The 16,578-nt window shown below is 70.1% G+C and carries 15 protein-coding genes; 14 read left to right on the top strand and 1 reads right to left on the bottom strand.

The window, feature by feature from the left end; translation table 11 throughout:
• Window positions 1-20 precede the first annotated feature (20 nt).
• The 14 genes from IFT51_RS01515 (at window position 21) to serA (ending at window position 15,839) form a co-directional block, all read left to right on the top strand.
• Window positions 21-3,023, top strand: coding sequence for a Na+/H+ antiporter subunit A (locus IFT51_RS01515; protein WP_192058404.1), 3,003 nt, complete (start codon window positions 21-23; stop codon window positions 3,021-3,023).
• Window positions 3,020-3,598 carry a Na(+)/H(+) antiporter subunit C gene (locus tag IFT51_RS01510; protein WP_192058402.1) on the top strand — a complete coding sequence of 193 codons (579 nt, stop codon included), beginning with the start codon at window positions 3,020-3,022 and terminating at the stop codon, window positions 3,596-3,598. The genes IFT51_RS01515 and IFT51_RS01510 overlap by 4 nt, the downstream gene beginning before the upstream one ends.
• Complete coding sequence (locus tag IFT51_RS01505; protein WP_192058400.1) at window positions 3,595-5,226, top strand: Na+/H+ antiporter subunit D; 1,632 nt, start codon at window positions 3,595-3,597, stop codon at window positions 5,224-5,226. The genes IFT51_RS01510 and IFT51_RS01505 overlap by 4 nt, the downstream gene beginning before the upstream one ends.
• The gene (locus tag IFT51_RS01500; protein ID WP_192058398.1) at window positions 5,223-5,843 is read left to right on the top strand and encodes a Na+/H+ antiporter subunit E; all 621 of its coding nucleotides are present in this window, start codon (window positions 5,223-5,225) and stop codon (window positions 5,841-5,843) included. The genes IFT51_RS01505 and IFT51_RS01500 overlap by 4 nt, the downstream gene beginning before the upstream one ends.
• Window positions 5,840-6,103, top strand: a complete 264-nt coding sequence (locus tag IFT51_RS01495) for a monovalent cation/H+ antiporter complex subunit F (protein ID WP_192058396.1) — start codon at window positions 5,840-5,842, stop codon at window positions 6,101-6,103. Before IFT51_RS01500 ends, IFT51_RS01495 begins: the two co-directional genes overlap by 4 nt.
• Entirely contained in the window at window positions 6,100-6,663 is a 564-nt protein-coding gene (gene mnhG / locus IFT51_RS01490) for a monovalent cation/H(+) antiporter subunit G (protein WP_192058394.1), read from the top strand. Before IFT51_RS01495 ends, mnhG begins: the two co-directional genes overlap by 4 nt.
• Before the next feature lie 54 nt (window positions 6,664-6,717).
• On the top strand, window positions 6,718-8,430 hold the full coding sequence (gene ilvD, locus IFT51_RS01485; RefSeq protein WP_192058392.1) for a dihydroxy-acid dehydratase: 1,713 nt from the start codon (window positions 6,718-6,720) through the stop codon (window positions 8,428-8,430).
• 131 nt (window positions 8,431-8,561) lie between these two features.
• A complete protein-coding gene (locus IFT51_RS01480; protein WP_192058390.1) occupies window positions 8,562-10,448 on the top strand; it encodes an acetolactate synthase large subunit in 1,887 nt (628 codons plus the stop codon).
• Complete coding sequence (ilvN, locus tag IFT51_RS01475) at window positions 10,445-10,951, top strand: acetolactate synthase small subunit (RefSeq protein ID WP_192058388.1); 507 nt, start codon at window positions 10,445-10,447, stop codon at window positions 10,949-10,951. The genes IFT51_RS01480 and ilvN overlap by 4 nt, the downstream gene beginning before the upstream one ends.
• An 89-nt stretch (window positions 10,952-11,040) precedes the next feature.
• A complete protein-coding gene (gene ilvC, locus IFT51_RS01470) occupies window positions 11,041-12,066 on the top strand; it encodes a ketol-acid reductoisomerase (protein ID WP_192058385.1) in 1,026 nt (341 codons plus the stop codon).
• 104 nt (window positions 12,067-12,170) lie between these two features.
• The gene (locus IFT51_RS01465; protein WP_192058383.1) at window positions 12,171-13,310 is read left to right on the top strand and encodes a mannitol-1-phosphate 5-dehydrogenase; all 1,140 of its coding nucleotides are present in this window, start codon (window positions 12,171-12,173) and stop codon (window positions 13,308-13,310) included.
• A complete protein-coding gene (locus tag IFT51_RS01460; RefSeq protein ID WP_192058381.1) occupies window positions 13,307-13,753 on the top strand; it encodes a hypothetical protein in 447 nt (148 codons plus the stop codon). Before IFT51_RS01465 ends, IFT51_RS01460 begins: the two co-directional genes overlap by 4 nt.
• A complete protein-coding gene (locus IFT51_RS01455) occupies window positions 13,750-14,133 on the top strand; it encodes a hypothetical protein (RefSeq protein WP_192058379.1) in 384 nt (127 codons plus the stop codon). The genes IFT51_RS01460 and IFT51_RS01455 overlap by 4 nt, the downstream gene beginning before the upstream one ends.
• Window positions 14,134-14,249: 116 nt before the next feature.
• Complete coding sequence (gene serA / locus IFT51_RS01450) at window positions 14,250-15,839, top strand: phosphoglycerate dehydrogenase (protein ID WP_192058377.1); 1,590 nt, start codon at window positions 14,250-14,252, stop codon at window positions 15,837-15,839.
• Between the two features lie 99 nt (window positions 15,840-15,938).
• Here serA and IFT51_RS01445 read toward each other — a convergent pair whose 3' ends face one another.
• Window positions 15,939-16,574: an MBL fold metallo-hydrolase gene (locus tag IFT51_RS01445; RefSeq protein WP_192058375.1), complete on the bottom strand. Its 636-nt coding sequence runs from the start codon at window positions 16,572-16,574 to the stop codon at window positions 15,939-15,941.
• Window positions 16,575-16,578 lie beyond the last annotated feature (4 nt).

Below are 16,578 nucleotides of genomic sequence, written 5' to 3'. Positions count from 1 at the left end.
GCCAGCCGACGGAGGTCGTCGTGATCGTAGCCCTGACAGCCTTCGCGGTGGCCGCCGTGGTCGTCGCGGCCATCGGTCGCCGTCTCGGCACGTCGCTGTTCCTGTGGGCCTCGCTCGTCCCGTTCGCGGTCTTCGTCTTCACGGCCCTGCAGGGGCCCGCGGTCCTGTCGGGGGACGTCCCCGAAGAGACCGTGCCGTGGATCCCGCAGCTGGCGATCTCGCTCACCCTGCGGATGGACGTCCTGGCCTGGGTCCTCGCCCTGGTCGTGACCGGCATCGGCGGGCTCGTGCTCGTCTACTGCGCCCGCTACTTCCACAGCGACGAGGCAGGGCTCGCGCGATTCGCGGCCGTCCTGGTCGCGTTCGCCGGGGCCATGTACGGCCTCGTCACGAGCGACGACGTCTTCGTGCTCTTCGTCTTCTGGGAGGCCACGAGCGTCTTCTCGTACCTGCTGATCGGGCACTACACGTCGAAGCAGGCCAGCCGCGGCGCCGCTCTGCAGGCCCTGATCGTCACCACCGCGGGCGGCCTCGCCATGCTGGTGGGTCTCGTCATCCTCGCCGTGCAGGGCGGCACGAGCTCCCTCTCCGCGCTCGTCGCCGAGCCCCCGTCGGGCACGGCCGTCACGGTGGCCGTCGTGCTGGTGCTCGTCGGCGCCCTGTCGAAATCCGCCCTCGTGCCGTTCCACTTCTGGCTGCCGGCCGCCATGGCCGCCCCGACACCGGTCAGCGCGTACCTGCACGCCGCCGCCATGGTCAAGGCGGGCATCTACCTCGTCGCCCGACTGGCGCCCGGCTACCACGACTCGCCCGGCTGGCAGGAGATCATCGTCACCGTCGGCGTGGTGACGATGGTGCTCGGCGGCTATCGCGCTCTGCGGCAGCACGACCTGAAGCTCGTCCTCGCGTACGGCACGGTCAGCCAGCTCGGGTTCCTCACGATCGTCGTCGGCTACGGCACCCGCGACGCCGCCCTCGCCGGCTTGGCGCTGCTCGTCGCCCACGCGCTGTTCAAGTCGACGCTCTTCCTCGTCGTGGGCGTCATCGATCACCGCACGGGCACCCGGGATCTCCGCAAGCTCAGCGGTCTCGGTCGTCAGACGCCGGTGCTCCTGGTCGTGACGGTGCTCGCGCTCGCCTCCATGGCGGGCGTCCCGCCGACCTTCGGATTCGTCGCGAAGGAGGCCGTGCTGACCGCCCTGCTGCACGACGCCGAGTCCGGTGCCGTCTGGGGCGTCATCGCCCTGGTGGGCGTCGTGGTCGGATCGATCCTCACCACGGCCTACAGCCTGCGGTTCCTCTGGGGGGCCTTCGCCCGCAAGAAGGGCGTCGAACCGGTCGACTTCGTCCGCGAGCACATCGACTTCCTGTTCGCCCCCGTCGTCCTCGCCGTCGCGGGTCTCGTGCTCGGTCTCCTCTCGCACCCCGTCGACCCGGTGTTCGCCCGCTACGCCGACACCCTCCCGGCGGGCGGCGGCGACCACGAGCCGTACTACCTGGCGCTGTGGCACGGTCTCGAGCCCGCGCTGGGGCTGACCGCCATCTCGCTGGCGGTCGGCGCCCTGATGTTCTGGCAGCGCGACCGGGTGTCCGCGTTCCAGAAGGCGGTCTCGTTCCTGCCCCGCGCCTCCGACGGGTACGTCCGCATCATGGCGGGCATCGACCGCACGGCCTCGCGCACGACCGCGACGACCCAGCGCGGTTCGCTGCCGTTCTACCTGGCGACGATCCTCGTGGTGTTCATCGCCTCGTCCATCGTGACGCTGTCGCTGAACCGCACCTGGCCGAGCACGGCCGTGCTCTTCGACTATCCCGCTCAGCTCGCGATAGGCGTCCTGATGATCGTCGGTGCGATCGCCGCGGCGCTGTCGAACAAGCGCTTCCAGGCCGTGGTGCTCGTCGGGGTGACGGGTTACGGCATGGCCGCCCTGTTCGCCCTCCATGGGGCGCCCGACCTCGCCCTGACGCAGGCGCTCATCGAGACGATCACCCTCATCGCCTTCGTGCTGGTGCTGCGGCGCCTGCCCGCCCGTCTCGGCGACCGCAACGGCCGGACGCACCGGGTCGCGCGCGCCGTCATCGGCGTGGCCGTCGGCTCCGTCATGGCGGCCATCGCCGTGGTCGCGCTCGGCGCCCGGCCCGGTGCGACGATCTCGGGGGCGTTCCCGTCGCTCGCCGTCGACGGCGGTCACGGCAAGAACGTCGTGAACGTCACCCTCGTCGACATCCGCGGCTGGGACACCATGGGCGAGATCGCCGTGCTCATCGTCGCGGCCACGGGTGTCGCCAGCCTGGTCTTCATCACCTCGCGAGCCGACATCCTGCCGCGACCCGCACGTCGCACACGGGCGCAGCGCTTCCTCGCCCGTGTCCGCCCCCTGCGCGAGCCGGCACCCGTCGTGCCCGACGGCGGATCGACCGTGCAGATCGGCGACAGCACGGAGGGCGACCGTCGCGCCTGGCTCCTCGCCGGTCGCAAGCTGGCGCCGCAGAACAGGTCGATCCTGCTCGAAGTCGTCGTCCGACTCATCTTCCACGCCATCATCGTGGTCTCGATCTACCTGCTCTTCGCGGGGCACAACACGCCGGGCGGCGGTTTCGCCGGCGGGCTGGTCGCGGGCTTCGCGTTCGTCGCCCGCTACCTCGCCGGTGGTCGGTACGAGCTCGGTGCGGCCGCACCGCTCGACGCCGGCAAGCTGCTCGGCGCGGGTCTGCTCACGGTCAGCGCGACGGCGCTCGTCCCCCTCTTCTTCGGGGCCGACGCGCTCACGTCCACCTGGGTCGAAGGCGAGGTCCCGCTGCTCGGTCACCTCGAGTTCGTCACCTCGACCTTCTTCGACATCGGCGTGTACCTCGTCGTCGTCGGGCTCGTGCTCGACGTCCTCCGCAGCCTCGGCGCCGAGGTCGATCGACAAGAAGAGGAAGACGACACCGGTTCGCCGGTGCCGCAGCCCGACGACGCCGGCGAGACGCTCCCCGTCTCGGTCTCCGGCCCGACCTCGACCGACGGAGGCCGCGCATGAGCGTCTCGCTCGTCCTGATCGTCGTCATGGCGGCGCTCTACGCCTGCGGCGTCTACCTGCTGCTGGAGCGCAGCATGACCCGGGTGCTGCTCGGATTCCTGCTCGTCGGCAACGCGACGAACATCCTGATCCTCATCATGTCGGGTCGCCGCGGGGCTGCTCCCATCGTCGACGGCCAGGCCGCGCCGGTCGACTTCGCCGATCCGCTGCCGCAGGCGTTCGTGCTGACGGCGATCGTCATCACCTTCGGCATCTCGGCCTTCATGCTCGCGCTCATCTACCGGTCGTGGCGCCTGGCCCAGGTCGACACGGTGGTCGACGACGTCGAGGACCTCGAGATCGGGCGCCGCGGCGTCCCCGCCGAAGAGGAGGACTCGCAGAGCGACGGCGACGACGTGGCCGGCGGAGACACCGAGTTCGGTGATCGCGCCGAGGCGGCGGTGCCGACCGAGGCGCTCCGCCGGACGGCGCCCGGCGACACAGCCGGGCGCCGCGCCGACCCGGCCGGTTCCAGCCGCACCGGCCGCAGCCGCACCGACCGCACCGACCAGCCCGACGAGAGCGAGAACGCATGAGCTTCCTCGTCCCCCTCGTCGTCCTCGTCCCGCTCCTGGGCGCGGCCGCCGCATTGATCACGGGTCGCCGCCCGCGGCTCCAGTCGATCCTCTCGATCGTCGCCCTCGGCATCGTGGTGGTCATCAGCCTCGTGCTGCTCGTGGTCGTCGACACGCAGGGCGCCATCGCCGTGCAGGTCGGCGGCTGGGAGGCCCCGTACGGCATCACCCTCGTGGTCGACCGCCTCGCCGCCCTGATGCTCAGCATCTCGTCGATCGTGCTGCTGGCCGTGTTCGTCTTCTCGGTCGGGCAGGGGCAGGCCGACGGCGACGGCGAGGCTCCGGTCTCGATCTACAACCCCACGTACCTCATCCTCGCGACGGGGGTCTTCAACGCCTTCATCGCGGGCGACCTCTTCAACCTCTACGTCGGCTTCGAGATCCTGCTGGTGGCCAGCTACGTGCTGATCACCCTCGGCGGCACCGAGCAGCGCATCCGCGCCGGCGTGGTCTACATCGTCGTCAGCCTCGTCTCGTCGGTGCTCTTCCTCGCGTCGATCGCGATGATCTACGGCGCGCTCGGCACGGTGAACATCGCCGACATCGCCCAGCGGATGGACACCATCCCGGCCGACGTGCAGACGATCATCCACGTCATGCTGCTGACCGCGTTCGGTATCAAGGCCGCGATCTTCCCGCTGTCGTTCTGGCTGCCCGACTCGTATCCGACGGCGCCCGCGCCGGTGACGGCGGTGTTCGCGGGTCTGCTGACGAAGGTCGGCGTCTATGCGATCATCCGCACCGAGACCGTGCTCTTCGTCGAGAGCAACGTCAACGTCTACCTGCTGATCATCGCGCTGCTGACGATGGTGGTCGGCATCCTCGGCGCGGTCGCGCAGGCCGACATCAAGCGGCTGCTCTCGTTCACGCTGGTCAGTCACATCGGCTACATGATCTTCGGCATCGCCCTCGGCACGGTCGAGGGGCTGGCGGCCACCATCTACTACGTGGTGCACCACATCACCGTTCAGACGACGCTCTTCCTCGGGGCGGGGCTGATCGAGCGCCGAGGAGGCACGGCCTCCATCACGAGACTGGGCGGGCTCCTCAAGGCGGCCCCGATCATCGCGGTGCTGTTCTTCATCCCGGCGCTCAATCTCGGCGGCATCCCGCCGTTCTCGGGCTTCATCGGCAAGGTGGCGCTCTTCGAGGCCGGCGCGCGACTGGACGATCCGCTCGTCTACGTGCTGATCGGCGCCGGCGCCCTCACCTCGCTGCTGACCCTCTACGCGCTCATGAGGGCCTGGAACCTCGCATTCTGGCGTCCGAAGGCCGACGTCGACGACCACGAGTCGCCGTTCACCGAGCACCTCGAGGAGGCGCCGGGTCGCGTGGCCGTGCAGCAGAAGCGCACCAACCCCCGCACGATGGTCGGCGCGACGGCCGGGATGGTCCTCGTGTCGCTCGTGCTCACCTTCGCAGCCGGGCCGCTCTACGGCGTGGCCGAGCGGGCGGCAGGTCGCGTGTACGGGTCGAACGAGTACGTGCAGCTCGTCTTCCCCTCCGGAGAGGGCGAGACCCGGGGCGACGACTCGTCGCCGGCACCGACACCCGCCGGGGGACCGGTCGACGAGGGGAGCACGCCATGACCGGTCGCCCGTCACGCCGCGAGGTGGGTCGCAGCCTCGCCCGTCAGATGCCGTTGCTGATCGGCCTCGTCGTGCTGTGGATGTGCCTGTGGAGCCAGTTCACGGTGCTCGCCTTCGTCACGGGTGTCGCGGTGGCCCTCCTGGTCACCCGGGTGTTCTTCCTGCCCCCGGTCGAGCTGAGCGGCCGGTTCAACATCTGGTACGCGCTCGTGTTCCTGGCGCACTTCGTCGTCGATCTCGTGCGCGCGTCGGTGCAGGTGGCCTGGCAGGCCGTGGGCCCCCGGGGGGTCCACTCGAACGCCATCGTCGCCGTCCAGCTGCACACGCGGTCGGACTTCATCATGACGCTGGTGGCCGAGGCCATCTCGCTCGTCCCCGGTTCGCTCGTCGTCGAGGCCGATCGTGAGCGGTCGATCCTCTACCTGCACGCTCTCGGCGTCTCCGACGCCGACGAGGTCGAGGCGGTCCGGTCGGGCGTGCTGGTCGTCGAGAAGAGGATCGCCCGCGTGCTGGGCAGCACCGACGATCTCCGGCGGATCGCCGACGGCACGCCGGCCGCCGCCGAGGTGCACGACCCGGTGTCCCCGTCCTCGTCCTCCGAAGGGGGTCCCTCATGATCGTCGTCGAATACGTCGTGGGCGCGCTGTTCGCCTTCGCCGGTCTCGCCTCGGTGATCCGCATCGTCCGGGGTCCGTCGATCCTGGACCGCATGATCGCCTCCGACATGCTGCTGACGACGCTCATCTGCGTGCTCGCGGCCGACATGGTCTTCTCGGGGCACACCCGCACGATCCCCGTGATCATCGTGCTCGCGCTGTCGGCGGTGTTCGGATCGATCACGGTGGCCCGGTACGTCTCCAGGCAGGACCCGTCATGATCCCCCAGCCCGTCTACGACATCGCGTCGTCCGTCCTGCTCATCGCCGGTGCGCTGCTCTCGCTCGCCGCGGGCATCGGTCTGCTCCGGTTCCCCGACGCGCTCTCGCGGATGCACGCCGCGACCAAGCCGCAGATCTTCGGGCTCATCCTCGTGCTCGCCGCCATCGCGCTCGACCAGCACACCGTCGGCACCATCGCGTCCCTCCTCGTGGTGCTCGTGTTCCAGATGCTGACGGCGCCCATCTCGGCTCACATGATCGGGCGCGCCGGCTACCGGAACGGCGACCTCCGGCGCGATCAGCTCGTCGTCGACGAGCTCGACGAGGCCGTGGCCCGTGCGGCGGGCGAGCTCGCCGAGACGGTCGAGAGCGACGACGCCGACATCGACGTCACCGACCTCCCGGTCGGATCCGCCGACGCCCTGGCCGTCGAGATGGACCGCGTCGAGGGCGTGGGCGACCACTCCACGGCCGACGGCGACGGTCCCGTCGAACGCGACTCGGAGGGCCTGCCGCGGCAGGCCGGCGACGACCGACGAGGCGGTTCCGACGGGCTCTGACCGCCCCCGGCCCGGGTGGACGGAGCACACGTCGTCACGCCCTAAACTCGACCCATGCCAGAGAAGGACACCCCGGTAGGGATCGACATCAAACCGCGGAGCCGAGTCGTCACCGACGGCGTCGAAGCCACGACCTCCCGGGGCATGCTCCGTGCCGTCGGGATGGGCGACGCCGACTGGGACAAACCCCAGATCGGCATCGCCAGCAGCTGGAACGAGATCACCCCCTGCAACCTGTCGCTCGATCGTCTCGCGCAGGGTGCCAAGGAGGGCGTGCACTCGGGCGGCGGCTACCCGTTGCAGTTCGGCACGGTGTCCGTCTCGGACGGCATCTCTATGGGGCACGAGGGCATGCACTTCTCGCTCGTGTCGCGCGAGGTCATCGCGGACAGCGTCGAGGTCGTCATGAACGCCGAGCGCCTCGACGGCTCGGTCCTCCTCGCCGGCTGCGACAAGTCGCTGCCGGGCATGCTGATGGCCGCCGCGCGCCTCGACCTGGCCAGCGTGTTCCTCTACGCGGGCAGCGTCGCCCCCGGCTGGGTCAAGCTCAGCGACGGCACCGAGAAGAACGTGACGATCATCGACTCGTTCGAGGCCGTCGGCGCCTACAAGGCCGGCACGATCGGCGAAGAGGACCTCAAGGCCATCGAGTGCGCGATCGTCCCGGGCGAAGGCGCCTGCGGCGGCATGTACACCGCCAACACCATGGCGAGCGTCGCCGAGGCCCTCGGCATGAGCCTCCCCGGCTCCGCCGCCCCGCCCTCGGCCGACCGTCGTCGCGACTACTTCGCCCACCGCTCGGGCGAGGCGGTCGTCGAGATGCTCCGGCTCGGCATCACGACGCGCGACATCCTCACGAAGAAGGCCTTCGAGAACGCCATCGCGGTCGCCATGGCCTTCGGCGGCTCGACGAACGTCGTGCTGCACCTGCTCGCCATCGCCTACGAGGCCGAGGTCGACCTCACCATCGACGACTTCAACCGCATCGGCGACAAGGTGCCGCACATCGGCGACCTCAAGCCCTTCGGCAAGTACGTCATGAACGACGTCGACCGGATGGGCGGTGTGCCCGTCGTCATGAAGGCCCTGCTCGACGCCGGGCTGCTGCACGGCGACTGCCTCACGGTCACCGGCAAGACGGTCGCCGAGAACCTCGAGGCGATCAAGCCGAAGCCCCTCGACGGCGAGGTGCTCCGCACCCTCGACAACCCGATCCACGCGACCGGCGGGCTGACGGTGCTGAGCGGCACCTTCGCCCCCGAGGGCGCCGTCGTCAAGACCGCCGGCTTCGACGCCGAGGTCTTCCAGGGCCCGGCCAAGGTCTTCGAGCGCGAGCGCGGGGCCATGGACGCCCTGACGGAGGGCCGCATCGAGGCCGGCGACGTCGTCGTCATCCGGTACGAGGGCCCCAAGGGCGGGCCGGGCATGCGCGAGATGCTCGCCATCACGGCCGCCATCAAGGGCGCAGGGCTCGGAAAAGATGTACTACTCTTGACGGACGGACGATTCTCAGGCGGCACAACCGGCCTGTGCATCGGCCACATAGCACCCGAAGCGGTCGACGCAGGTCCGATCGCCTTCGTGCGCGATGGTGATCTGATTCGGGTCGATATCGCCGCTCGCTCGATCGACCTACTCGTCGATCCGGCTGAGCTCGTCTCCCGCCGCGACGGCTGGGAGCCCCTCCCGCCGCGATACACCCGCGGTGTCCTCGCCAAGTACGCACGCCAGGTCCGCTCCGCAGCGGAAGGCGCCGTCACCTACTAGGCCGCGCCTCCCGGGCGGTCCTCGGTGGGGGTCGGCCCACCGAGACCGCCGGCACGGCGGCCAGGGCTCGACCGTCAGCGGCGACACCCCGTCATCACCGTCACATCATCACGAAGAGGAACCCGGCTCCGATGCCTCCAGAAGCGACGCCCCTCCCCGGCGGCACGACCCGTGCCTCCGGCCGCGGCACCAGTCCCGACGCGACCACCGCGCCTCCCGTCCTGACCGGCTCGGGCGCGATCCTCAAGTCGCTCGAGTACCTCGGCGTGACCGACGTCTTCGGTCTGCCGGGCGGCGCGATCATCCCGTTCTACGACGAGCTGATGGCCTCGACGGCGATCCGTCACATCCTGGTCCGGCACGAGCAGGGCGCCGGTCACGCCGCCGAGGGCTACGCGGCCTCGTCTGGTCGGGTCGGCGTCGCCATCGCCACCTCCGGCCCCGGCGCCACCAACCTCGTCACGGCCATCGCCGACGCCTACATGGACTCCGTGCCGCTGCTGGCCATCACCGGTCAGGTGTTCTCGACCCTGATGGGCACGGACGCCTTCCAGGAGGCCGACATCGTCGGCATCACCATGCCGATCACGAAGCACTCGTTCCTCGTGACGAAGCCCGAAGACGTCCCCGCCACCCTCGCGGCGGCCTACCAGATCGCCAGCACGGGTCGACCCGGCCCGGTGCTCGTCGACATCACCAAAGACGCCCAGCAGAACAGCGCGCCCTTCATCTGGCCGCCCGTCGTCGACCTGCCCGGCTACCGTCCGGTGACCAAGGCGCACGGCAAGCAGATCACGGCAGCCGCCCAGATGATCGCCGACGCGAAGCAGCCCGTCTTCTACGTCGGCGGCGGAGTCATCCGCGCCGGCGCGTCCGCCGAGCTCAAGACCCTGGTCGAGGCCACCGGCGCCCCCGTGGTGACGACCCTGATGGCCCGTGGCGCGTTCCCCGACTCGCACCAGCAGCACCTCGGCATGCCGGGCATGCACGGCACCGTCCCGGCCGTGCTCGGTCTTCAAGAGAGCGATCTGATCATCGCGCTCGGCGCCCGCTTCGACGACCGCGTCACGGGAAAGGCCGATCTCTTCGCGCCGAACGCCAAGGTCGTCCACGTCGACATCGACCCCGCCGAGATCTCGAAGATCCGCATCGCCGACGTCCCCATCGTGGGCGACGCGAAGGTCGTCATCCCCGACCTCACGAGCGCCTTCCTCGAGGTCACCGGCGGCACCCGCCCCGACATCTCGGCCTGGTGGGAGCACCTCGACGGGCTGCGCGAGCAGTTCCCCCTCGGCTACACCGAACCCGACGACGGCCTCCTCTCGCCCCAGGGCGTCATCCAGCGGATCGGCGAGCTCTCGGGCCCCGAGGCGGTCTACGCGTCGGGCGTCGGTCAGCACCAGATGTGGTCGGCGCAGTTCATCCAGTACGAGCGTCCGAACGCCTGGCTCAACTCCGGAGGCGCGGGGACGATGGGCTACTCCGTCCCGGCCGCCATGGGAGCCAAGGTCGCGCAGCCCGATCGCGTGGTCTGGGCCATCGACGGCGACGGCTGCTTCCAGATGACCAATCAGGAGCTCGCGACCTGCGTCATCAACGACATCCCGATCAAGGTCGCGATCATCAACAACTCGTCGCTCGGAATGGTGCGGCAGTGGCAGACCCTGTTCTACGAGGGCCGCCACTCGTTCACCGACCTGAACACGGGGCACGAGACGCGAATGGTGCCCGACTTCGTGAAGCTCGCCGACGCGTACGGGGCCCTGGGCATCCGCGTGCGTCGTGAAGACGAGGTGGACGCCGCCATCAAGCTGGCGCTCGAGACGAACGACCGCCCGGTCGTCATCGACTTCGTCGTCAGCCGCGACGCCATGGTGTGGCCGATGGTGCCCCAGGGCGTCTCGAACTCCGAGATCCAGCACGCCCGGGCCCTCGCTCCCGAGTGGGACGACGAGGCGCCCGGCACGAGCGCCTCCGACACCACGCGCGACGGCGACATGACAGGAGAGCACGCATGAGCCACGTCCTGAGCCTCCTGGTCGAAGACAAGCCGGGCCTGCTGACGCGGGTCGCCGGCCTCTTCGCCCGCCGTGGCTTCAACATCGAGAGCCTCGCCGTCGGCAAGAGCGAGCTCGAGGGCTTCAGCCGCATCACGGTCGTCGTCGACGTGGAGGAGCTCCCGCTCGAGCAGGTCACGAAGCAGCTGAACAAGCTCGTCAACGTGATCAAGATCGTCGAGCTCGACTACTCGCAGTCGGTGCAGCGCGAGCACATGCTGATCAAGGTGCGGGTCGACAACACGACCCGATCGCAGGTGCTCGAGGCCGTGACGCTCTTCCGCGCCTCGGTCGTCGACGTCTCGACCGACGCTCTCGTCATCGAGGTGACCGGCGACACGGGCAAGACCAACGCCCTGCTCCGCGTGCTCGAGCCCTACGGCGTGAAGGAGATCTCGCAGTCGGGGCTGCTGGCCATCGGCCGCGGCGCGAAGTCGATCACCGACCGCGTCTTCAAGAACTAGACCGGCGGGGCGCGGTCGACCCGCGCCTCCTCGGCCCCCATCAACCGACATCCACCGACACCCGTCGACAACCGAGGAGTATCACCACTGTGACTGAAATCGTCTACGACAACGACGCCGATCTGTCGATCATCCAGGGCAAGAAGGTCGCCGTCATCGGCTACGGATCGCAGGGTCACGCGCACGCGCTCAACCTGCGCGACTCGGGCGTCGAGGTCGTCGTCGGCCTGAAGGAGGGCTCGAAGAGCCGCGCCAAGGCCGAAGAGGCCGGGTTCACCGTGCAGACGCCCGCCGAGGCCTCGGCCTGGGGCGACGTCATCGTCATCCTCGCGCCCGACCAGGTGCAGCGCCACGTCTACGCCGACGACATCGCCCCGAACCTCGCCGACGGCAAGGCGCTCGTCTTCGGCCACGGCTTCAACATCCGCTTCGGCTACATCGAGGCGCCCGCGGGCGTCGACGTCGTGCTCGTCGCACCCAAGGGCCCGGGCCACACGGTCCGCCGCGAGTTCGAGGCCGGCCGCGGCGTCCCCGTGATCGTCGCCGTCGAGCAGGACTCCTCGGGCTCCGCCTGGGACCTCGCCTGGTCGTACTCGAAGGGCATCGGCGGTCTGCGTGCCGGCGGCATCAAGACCACCTTCACCGAAGAGACCGAGACCGACCTCTTCGGCGAGCAGGCCGTGCTCTGCGGCGGCACCTCGCAGCTGATCCAGTACGGCTTCGAGACCCTCACCGAGGCCGGCTACCAGCCGCAGATCGCCTACTTCGAGGTGCTGCACGAGCTCAAGCTGATCGTCGACCTCATCTGGGAGGGCGGCCTGGCCAAGCAGCGCTGGAGCGTCTCCGACACGGCCGAGTACGGCGACTACGTCTCGGGCCCGCGCGTCATCACCCCCGACGTGAAGGACAACATGAAGGCCGTGCTCGCCGACATCCAGTCCGGCGCGTTCGCCAAGCGGTTCATCGACGACCAGGACGCCGGCGCCCCCGAGTTCAAGGAGCTGCGCAAGAAGGGCGAGGAGCACCCCATCGAGGCCACCGGCCAGGAGCTCCGCGCGCTCTTCGCCTGGAAGCAGCAGGACGCCGACTACGTCGACGGCAGCGCCGCCCGCTAGTCGCCCGTCTCGTCACCGAGTCACCCCACGAGGGCCTCGCACCGCCCGGTGCGGGGCCCTCGCGGCGTCCGCCCGGTCGGCCTCGCCGTGGCATGATCTAAGGCATGGCAGATCGCAAGACAGCAGTCCACTTCGGCGCCGGCAACATCGGCCGCGGCTTCGTGGCCCAGTTCCTCCATGCGAGCGGATACGAGGTCGTGTTCGCCGACGTGAACGACGACCTCATCGGCTCGTTGCAGTCGCAGTCGTCGTTCGAGGTGCACGAGGTCGGCGAAGACAGCCGCACCACCGTCGTCGACGGCTACCGGGCGATCAACAGCCGCTCCGACGAGGAGGCGCTGGTCGCCGAGATCGCGGCCGCCGACATCGTCACGACCGCGGTGGGCGCGCGCATCCTGCCGTTCGTCGCCCCGGTCATCGCGAAGGGCCTCGCCGCCCGAGACGCCGACCGCCCGGCCCTCGCGGTCATCGCCTGCGAGAACGCCATCAACGCGACCGACTCGCTGGCCGCCGCCGTGCGCGAGCACGACCCCGCCGAGAACGCCGTCTTCGCCAACTGCGCCATCGACCGCATCGTCCCCGAGCAGGCCGGCGGCACGCTCGACGTCACCATCGAGTCGTTCTTCGAGTGGGTCGTCGAGAGCACGCCGTTCGGCGCCGACCGACCCGAGATCGAGGGCGTCACCTGGGTCGACGACCTCGAGCCGTTCATCGAGCGCAAGCTCTTCACCGTCAACACCGCCCACGCCGCGGCGGCGTACCACGGGTTCCGTCGCGGTCTCACGAGCATCCGCGAGGCCCTCGACGACGCCGAGGTCATGGCCGAGGTGCGGGGCGTGCTCGCCGAGACCAAGTCCCTCCTCGTCGCCAAGCACGGGCTCGAGGCCGACGCGCAGCAGGCCTACATCGAGAAGAACCTGGTGCGCATCGCGAACCCGCACCTTCCCGACACGACCGAGCGGGTGGGGCGCAACCCGCTCCGCAAGCTCAGCCGGCACGAGCGGTTCGTGGGTCCCGCGGCCCAGCTCGCCGAGCGCGGGCTGCCCTCCGAGGCGCTCGTCCGCGCCGTCGGTGCCGCCCTCGACTTCTCCGTGGCCGACGACGTCGAGAGCGTCGAGCTGCAGGCGCTGCTCGTCTCGGGTCTCGGCGTCGACGAGCTGACGACGACGCTCACGGGGGTCCTCGCCGACCACCCGCTCTTCCCGGCTCTGCGCGACGCGGTGGCCGCCAAGACGTCGGCATGACGCCGAGCGGCCCCGGCGCACTCGACCACGGAGACGACGACGCGCTGAGCTGGGGCGACGAGCTCGACGCCAGCCACATCGACGGGCCCTCTCGCGACGCCTCGACGATCGGATCCGAGGGCGACCTCGACGACGATCCGGACGCCGTCCGGCCGATGAGCTCGGCGTCGCTGATCGCCCACGGGGTGCTCGGCGGGGTCTTCCTGCTCTGCTCCGTCGGCTGGGTCGCGCTCGTCGGGCGCTTCGGGTACACCTTCGCCACCCCCGTCGCGACGGGCCTGTGGCGGTTCGGCGTGCTCCTGGCGGTGGCGGCGCCGGCGCTCTGGTTCGTCTCGTCGATCGTGCTCGTGCCCGCCACGGCCACGCGCCGACGCATCCTCGCCATGATCGTCGGCGCCCTGGTCGTCGCCCCCTGGCCCCTCCTGATCGGCGCGGGCGCATGAGCCGGGCCTCCGCCGGGGCGACGGTCGGCACCCGACGCGACCGCGCCTCCTCGGTGGTGTTCGTCGCCCTCGTCGTGCTGTTCGGTCTGCTGTTCGCCTACGACCTGTTCGAGGCCGTCACGAACCTGGTCTCCGTGCCGGGGCAGGCGCGATACGCCAACAACGACTTCTACGCCGAGAACGGGCTCGACGGTCTCGTGGCGTCGCCGCCGTGGTTCGCCCTGATCGCGAACGTGGCGCTGCCGCCCGCGGCCTTCGTCGCCGCGCTCGTCGTGGTCCGCCGTCGGCCGCTGCCCGTCGTGGCGCTGGTCCTGCTCGCTGGTCTCGCGGCGGTGGCCGCCCTCAGCCTGACGATCACGGCGTACGTCCAGAGCGTCTGACGCCGCCGGGCCGACCCGGGGCGTCACACGTCGGCGGAGTCGATAGAGTGACGACAGCCGCGCCCACGGCGCGTCGCGGCCGTCCCCCCGACTCTCTCTTTAAGGACATCGTCTCCGTGGCAAAGCCCGTCGTGTTGATCGCAGAAGAACTCTCACCCGCAACCGTCGAGGCCCTCGGCCCCGACTTCGACGTGCGATCGGTCGACGGCACCGATCGTCCGGCCCTCCTCACGGCGCTGGCCGACGCCGATGCGGTGCTCGTCCGATCGGCCACCCAGGTCGACGCCGAGGCCATCGCCGCGGCGCCGAACCTCAAGGTCGTCGCCCGTGCCGGGGTCGGCCTCGACAACGTCGACATCAAGGCGGCCACGACCGCCGGTGTGATGGTCGTCAACGCCCCCACGTCGAACATCATCTCGGCGGCCGAGCTGACGGTCGGGCACATCCTGAGTCTCGCCCGGCACATCCCCGCCGCTCACGCGGCCCTCGCCCAGGGTCAGTGGAAGCGCTCGAAGTACACCGGGGTCGAGCTGTTCGAGAAGACCGTCGGCATCGTCGGTCTGGGTCGGATCGGCGCCCTGATCACGGCCCGTCTGCAGGCGTTCGGCGTGAACGTCGTCGCCTACGACCCCTACGTCACCCCGGCGCGAGCCCAGCAGCTCGGGGTCACGCTGCTCTCGCTCGACGATCTGCTGGCCACGGCCGACTTCGTCACGATCCACATGCCGAAGACCCCCGAGACCACCGGCATGATCGGTCTCGAGCAGATGAAGGCGATGAAGAAGAGCGCGTTCGTCGTGAACGTCGCGCGCGGCGGTCTCATCGACGAGGACGCCCTGTACGAGGCGCTCACGACGGGCGAGATCGCCGGTGCGGGCCTCGACGTGTTCGTGTCCGAGCCCCCCGTCGACCAGAAGCTGCTCGGTCTCGAGAACGTCGTGGTCACGCCGCACCTCGGCGCGTCGACGTCCGAGGCGCAGGAGAAGGCCGGCGTCTCGGTCGCGCGGTCGGTGCGTCAGGCACTGGGCGGCGAGCTCGTCCCCGACGCCGTCAACGTCGCCGGGGGAGTCATCGACCCCTACGTCCGACCGGGCATCGGCCTCGTCGAGAAGATCGGGCAGGTCTTCTCCGGCCTCGCCGACAGCCCCCTCACGAGCGTCGACGTCGAGGTGCGCGGCGACCTCGTCGAGTACGACGTCAGCGTTCTCAAGCTCGCCGCGCTCAAGGGCATCTTCACCAACATCGTCAGCGAGTCGGTCAGCTACGTGAACGCGCCGCTGCTCGCCGAGCAGCGCGGCATCACGGTCCGTCTGCTCACCGACCCGGCGAGCGACGAGTACCGCAACGTCATCACCCTGCGCGGCTCGCTCAGCGACGGCTCGCAGATCTCGGTGTCGGGCACGCTGACCGGCACGAAGCAGGTCGAGAAGATCGTCGAGATCAACGGCTACGACGTCGAGGTGCCGCTCGCGAAGCACCACCTCGTCATGGTCTACGGCGACCGCCCCGGCATCGTGGCGGTCTACGGGCGCGAGTTCGGCGAGGCGGGCATCAACATCGCCGGCATGCAGATCGCGCGTCGCAGCGCCGGCGGCCAGGCGCTCAGCGTGCTGACCATCGACAGCCCCGCGCCCGACGAGCTCGTCGAGAAGGTCCGCGTCACGATCGACGCCGAGCTGCTGCGCGAGATCGACATCACGCTCTAGTCCGACCACACCCCCCTGACCGCCCGCCCCCGTATCCGGGGGCGGGCGGTCCGTCGTCCGGCGGTGGAGCGGCTGAGACCTCGCCGAGGAGGCGCGGCGTCAGATCTCGAGGGATTCGTGATCCGCCAGCAGCACGGCCCGCCCGCCTGCCGCTTCGGCGCTCGACCGGAGCCGGTCGAAGTGCATGGCGAGCCCGGCGTCGCTGAGGGTGCGTTCGTGCGTGGGGAACACGGTGGTCGCTCCGACGGCGGTGACGTAGTCCATGGCCTCCGAGATCTTCAACCACGGGGCGCCCACGGGCGCGGCGAGTATCTCGACGGGAACGGGCGGGACGGTGAACGCGTCGCCGGGGTAGAAGAGCCGACCGTCGACGAGCACGCCCACGTTGTCGATGACGGGGATCGACTCGTGGATGACGGCGTGACGCGAACCGTGGAACGCGAGGTCGAACGGGCCGACCTCGATCGTGTCGCCGTCCGCGACGACGTGGACGTCGAAGTCGGCCGCCGCGGAGGCGACGCCGGCCGGACCGTAGATCGTCATGCCGGGGTTCGTCGCGAGCAGGTGGGCGAGCTGGTCGGGCGTCCAGTGGTCGGGGTGCTCGTGCGTCACGACGACGGCGTCGACGTCGGCCACGTCGATCATCGGCGAGCCGAACGACCCGGGGTCGACGACCAGGCGCCGCCCCTCGATCTCGATGATCAGGCAGGCGTGTTCGAGTTTGGTGAGGCGCATGGGC

Source organism: Frigoribacterium sp. CFBP 13712 (assembly GCF_014842255.1).
Lineage (GTDB): Bacteria > Actinomycetota > Actinomycetes > Actinomycetales > Microbacteriaceae > Frigoribacterium.
Note: the sequence above shows the minus strand (reverse complement) of the source record. Positions and strands in the feature narration are given on the sequence as shown.

What these genes read in the sequence shown, in the direction of transcription:
- IFT51_RS01510 (WP_192058402.1), top strand. Translation starts at nt 3,020, where the DNA reads ATGAGCGTCTCGCTCGTCCTGATCGTCGTCATGGCGGCGCTCTACGCC.
- IFT51_RS01505 (WP_192058400.1), top strand. Translation starts at nt 3,595, where the DNA reads ATGAGCTTCCTCGTCCCCCTCGTCGTCCTCGTCCCGCTCCTGGGCGCG.
- IFT51_RS01500 (WP_192058398.1), top strand. Translation starts at nt 5,223, where the DNA reads ATGACCGGTCGCCCGTCACGCCGCGAGGTGGGTCGCAGCCTCGCCCGT.
- IFT51_RS01495 (WP_192058396.1), top strand. Translation starts at nt 5,840, where the DNA reads ATGATCGTCGTCGAATACGTCGTGGGCGCGCTGTTCGCCTTCGCCGGT.
- mnhG (WP_192058394.1), top strand. Translation starts at nt 6,100, where the DNA reads ATGATCCCCCAGCCCGTCTACGACATCGCGTCGTCCGTCCTGCTCATC.
- ilvD (WP_192058392.1), top strand. Translation starts at nt 6,718, where the DNA reads ATGCCAGAGAAGGACACCCCGGTAGGGATCGACATCAAACCGCGGAGC.
- IFT51_RS01480 (WP_192058390.1), top strand. Translation starts at nt 8,562, where the DNA reads ATGCCTCCAGAAGCGACGCCCCTCCCCGGCGGCACGACCCGTGCCTCC.
- ilvN (WP_192058388.1), top strand. Translation starts at nt 10,445, where the DNA reads ATGAGCCACGTCCTGAGCCTCCTGGTCGAAGACAAGCCGGGCCTGCTG.
- IFT51_RS01465 (WP_192058383.1), top strand. Translation starts at nt 12,171, where the DNA reads ATGGCAGATCGCAAGACAGCAGTCCACTTCGGCGCCGGCAACATCGGC.
- IFT51_RS01460 (WP_192058381.1), top strand. Translation starts at nt 13,307, where the DNA reads ATGACGCCGAGCGGCCCCGGCGCACTCGACCACGGAGACGACGACGCG.
- IFT51_RS01455 (WP_192058379.1), top strand. Translation starts at nt 13,750, where the DNA reads ATGAGCCGGGCCTCCGCCGGGGCGACGGTCGGCACCCGACGCGACCGC.
- IFT51_RS01445 (WP_192058375.1), bottom strand. Translation starts at nt 16,574, where the DNA reads ATGCGCCTCACCAAACTCGAACACGCCTGCCTGATCATCGAGATCGAG.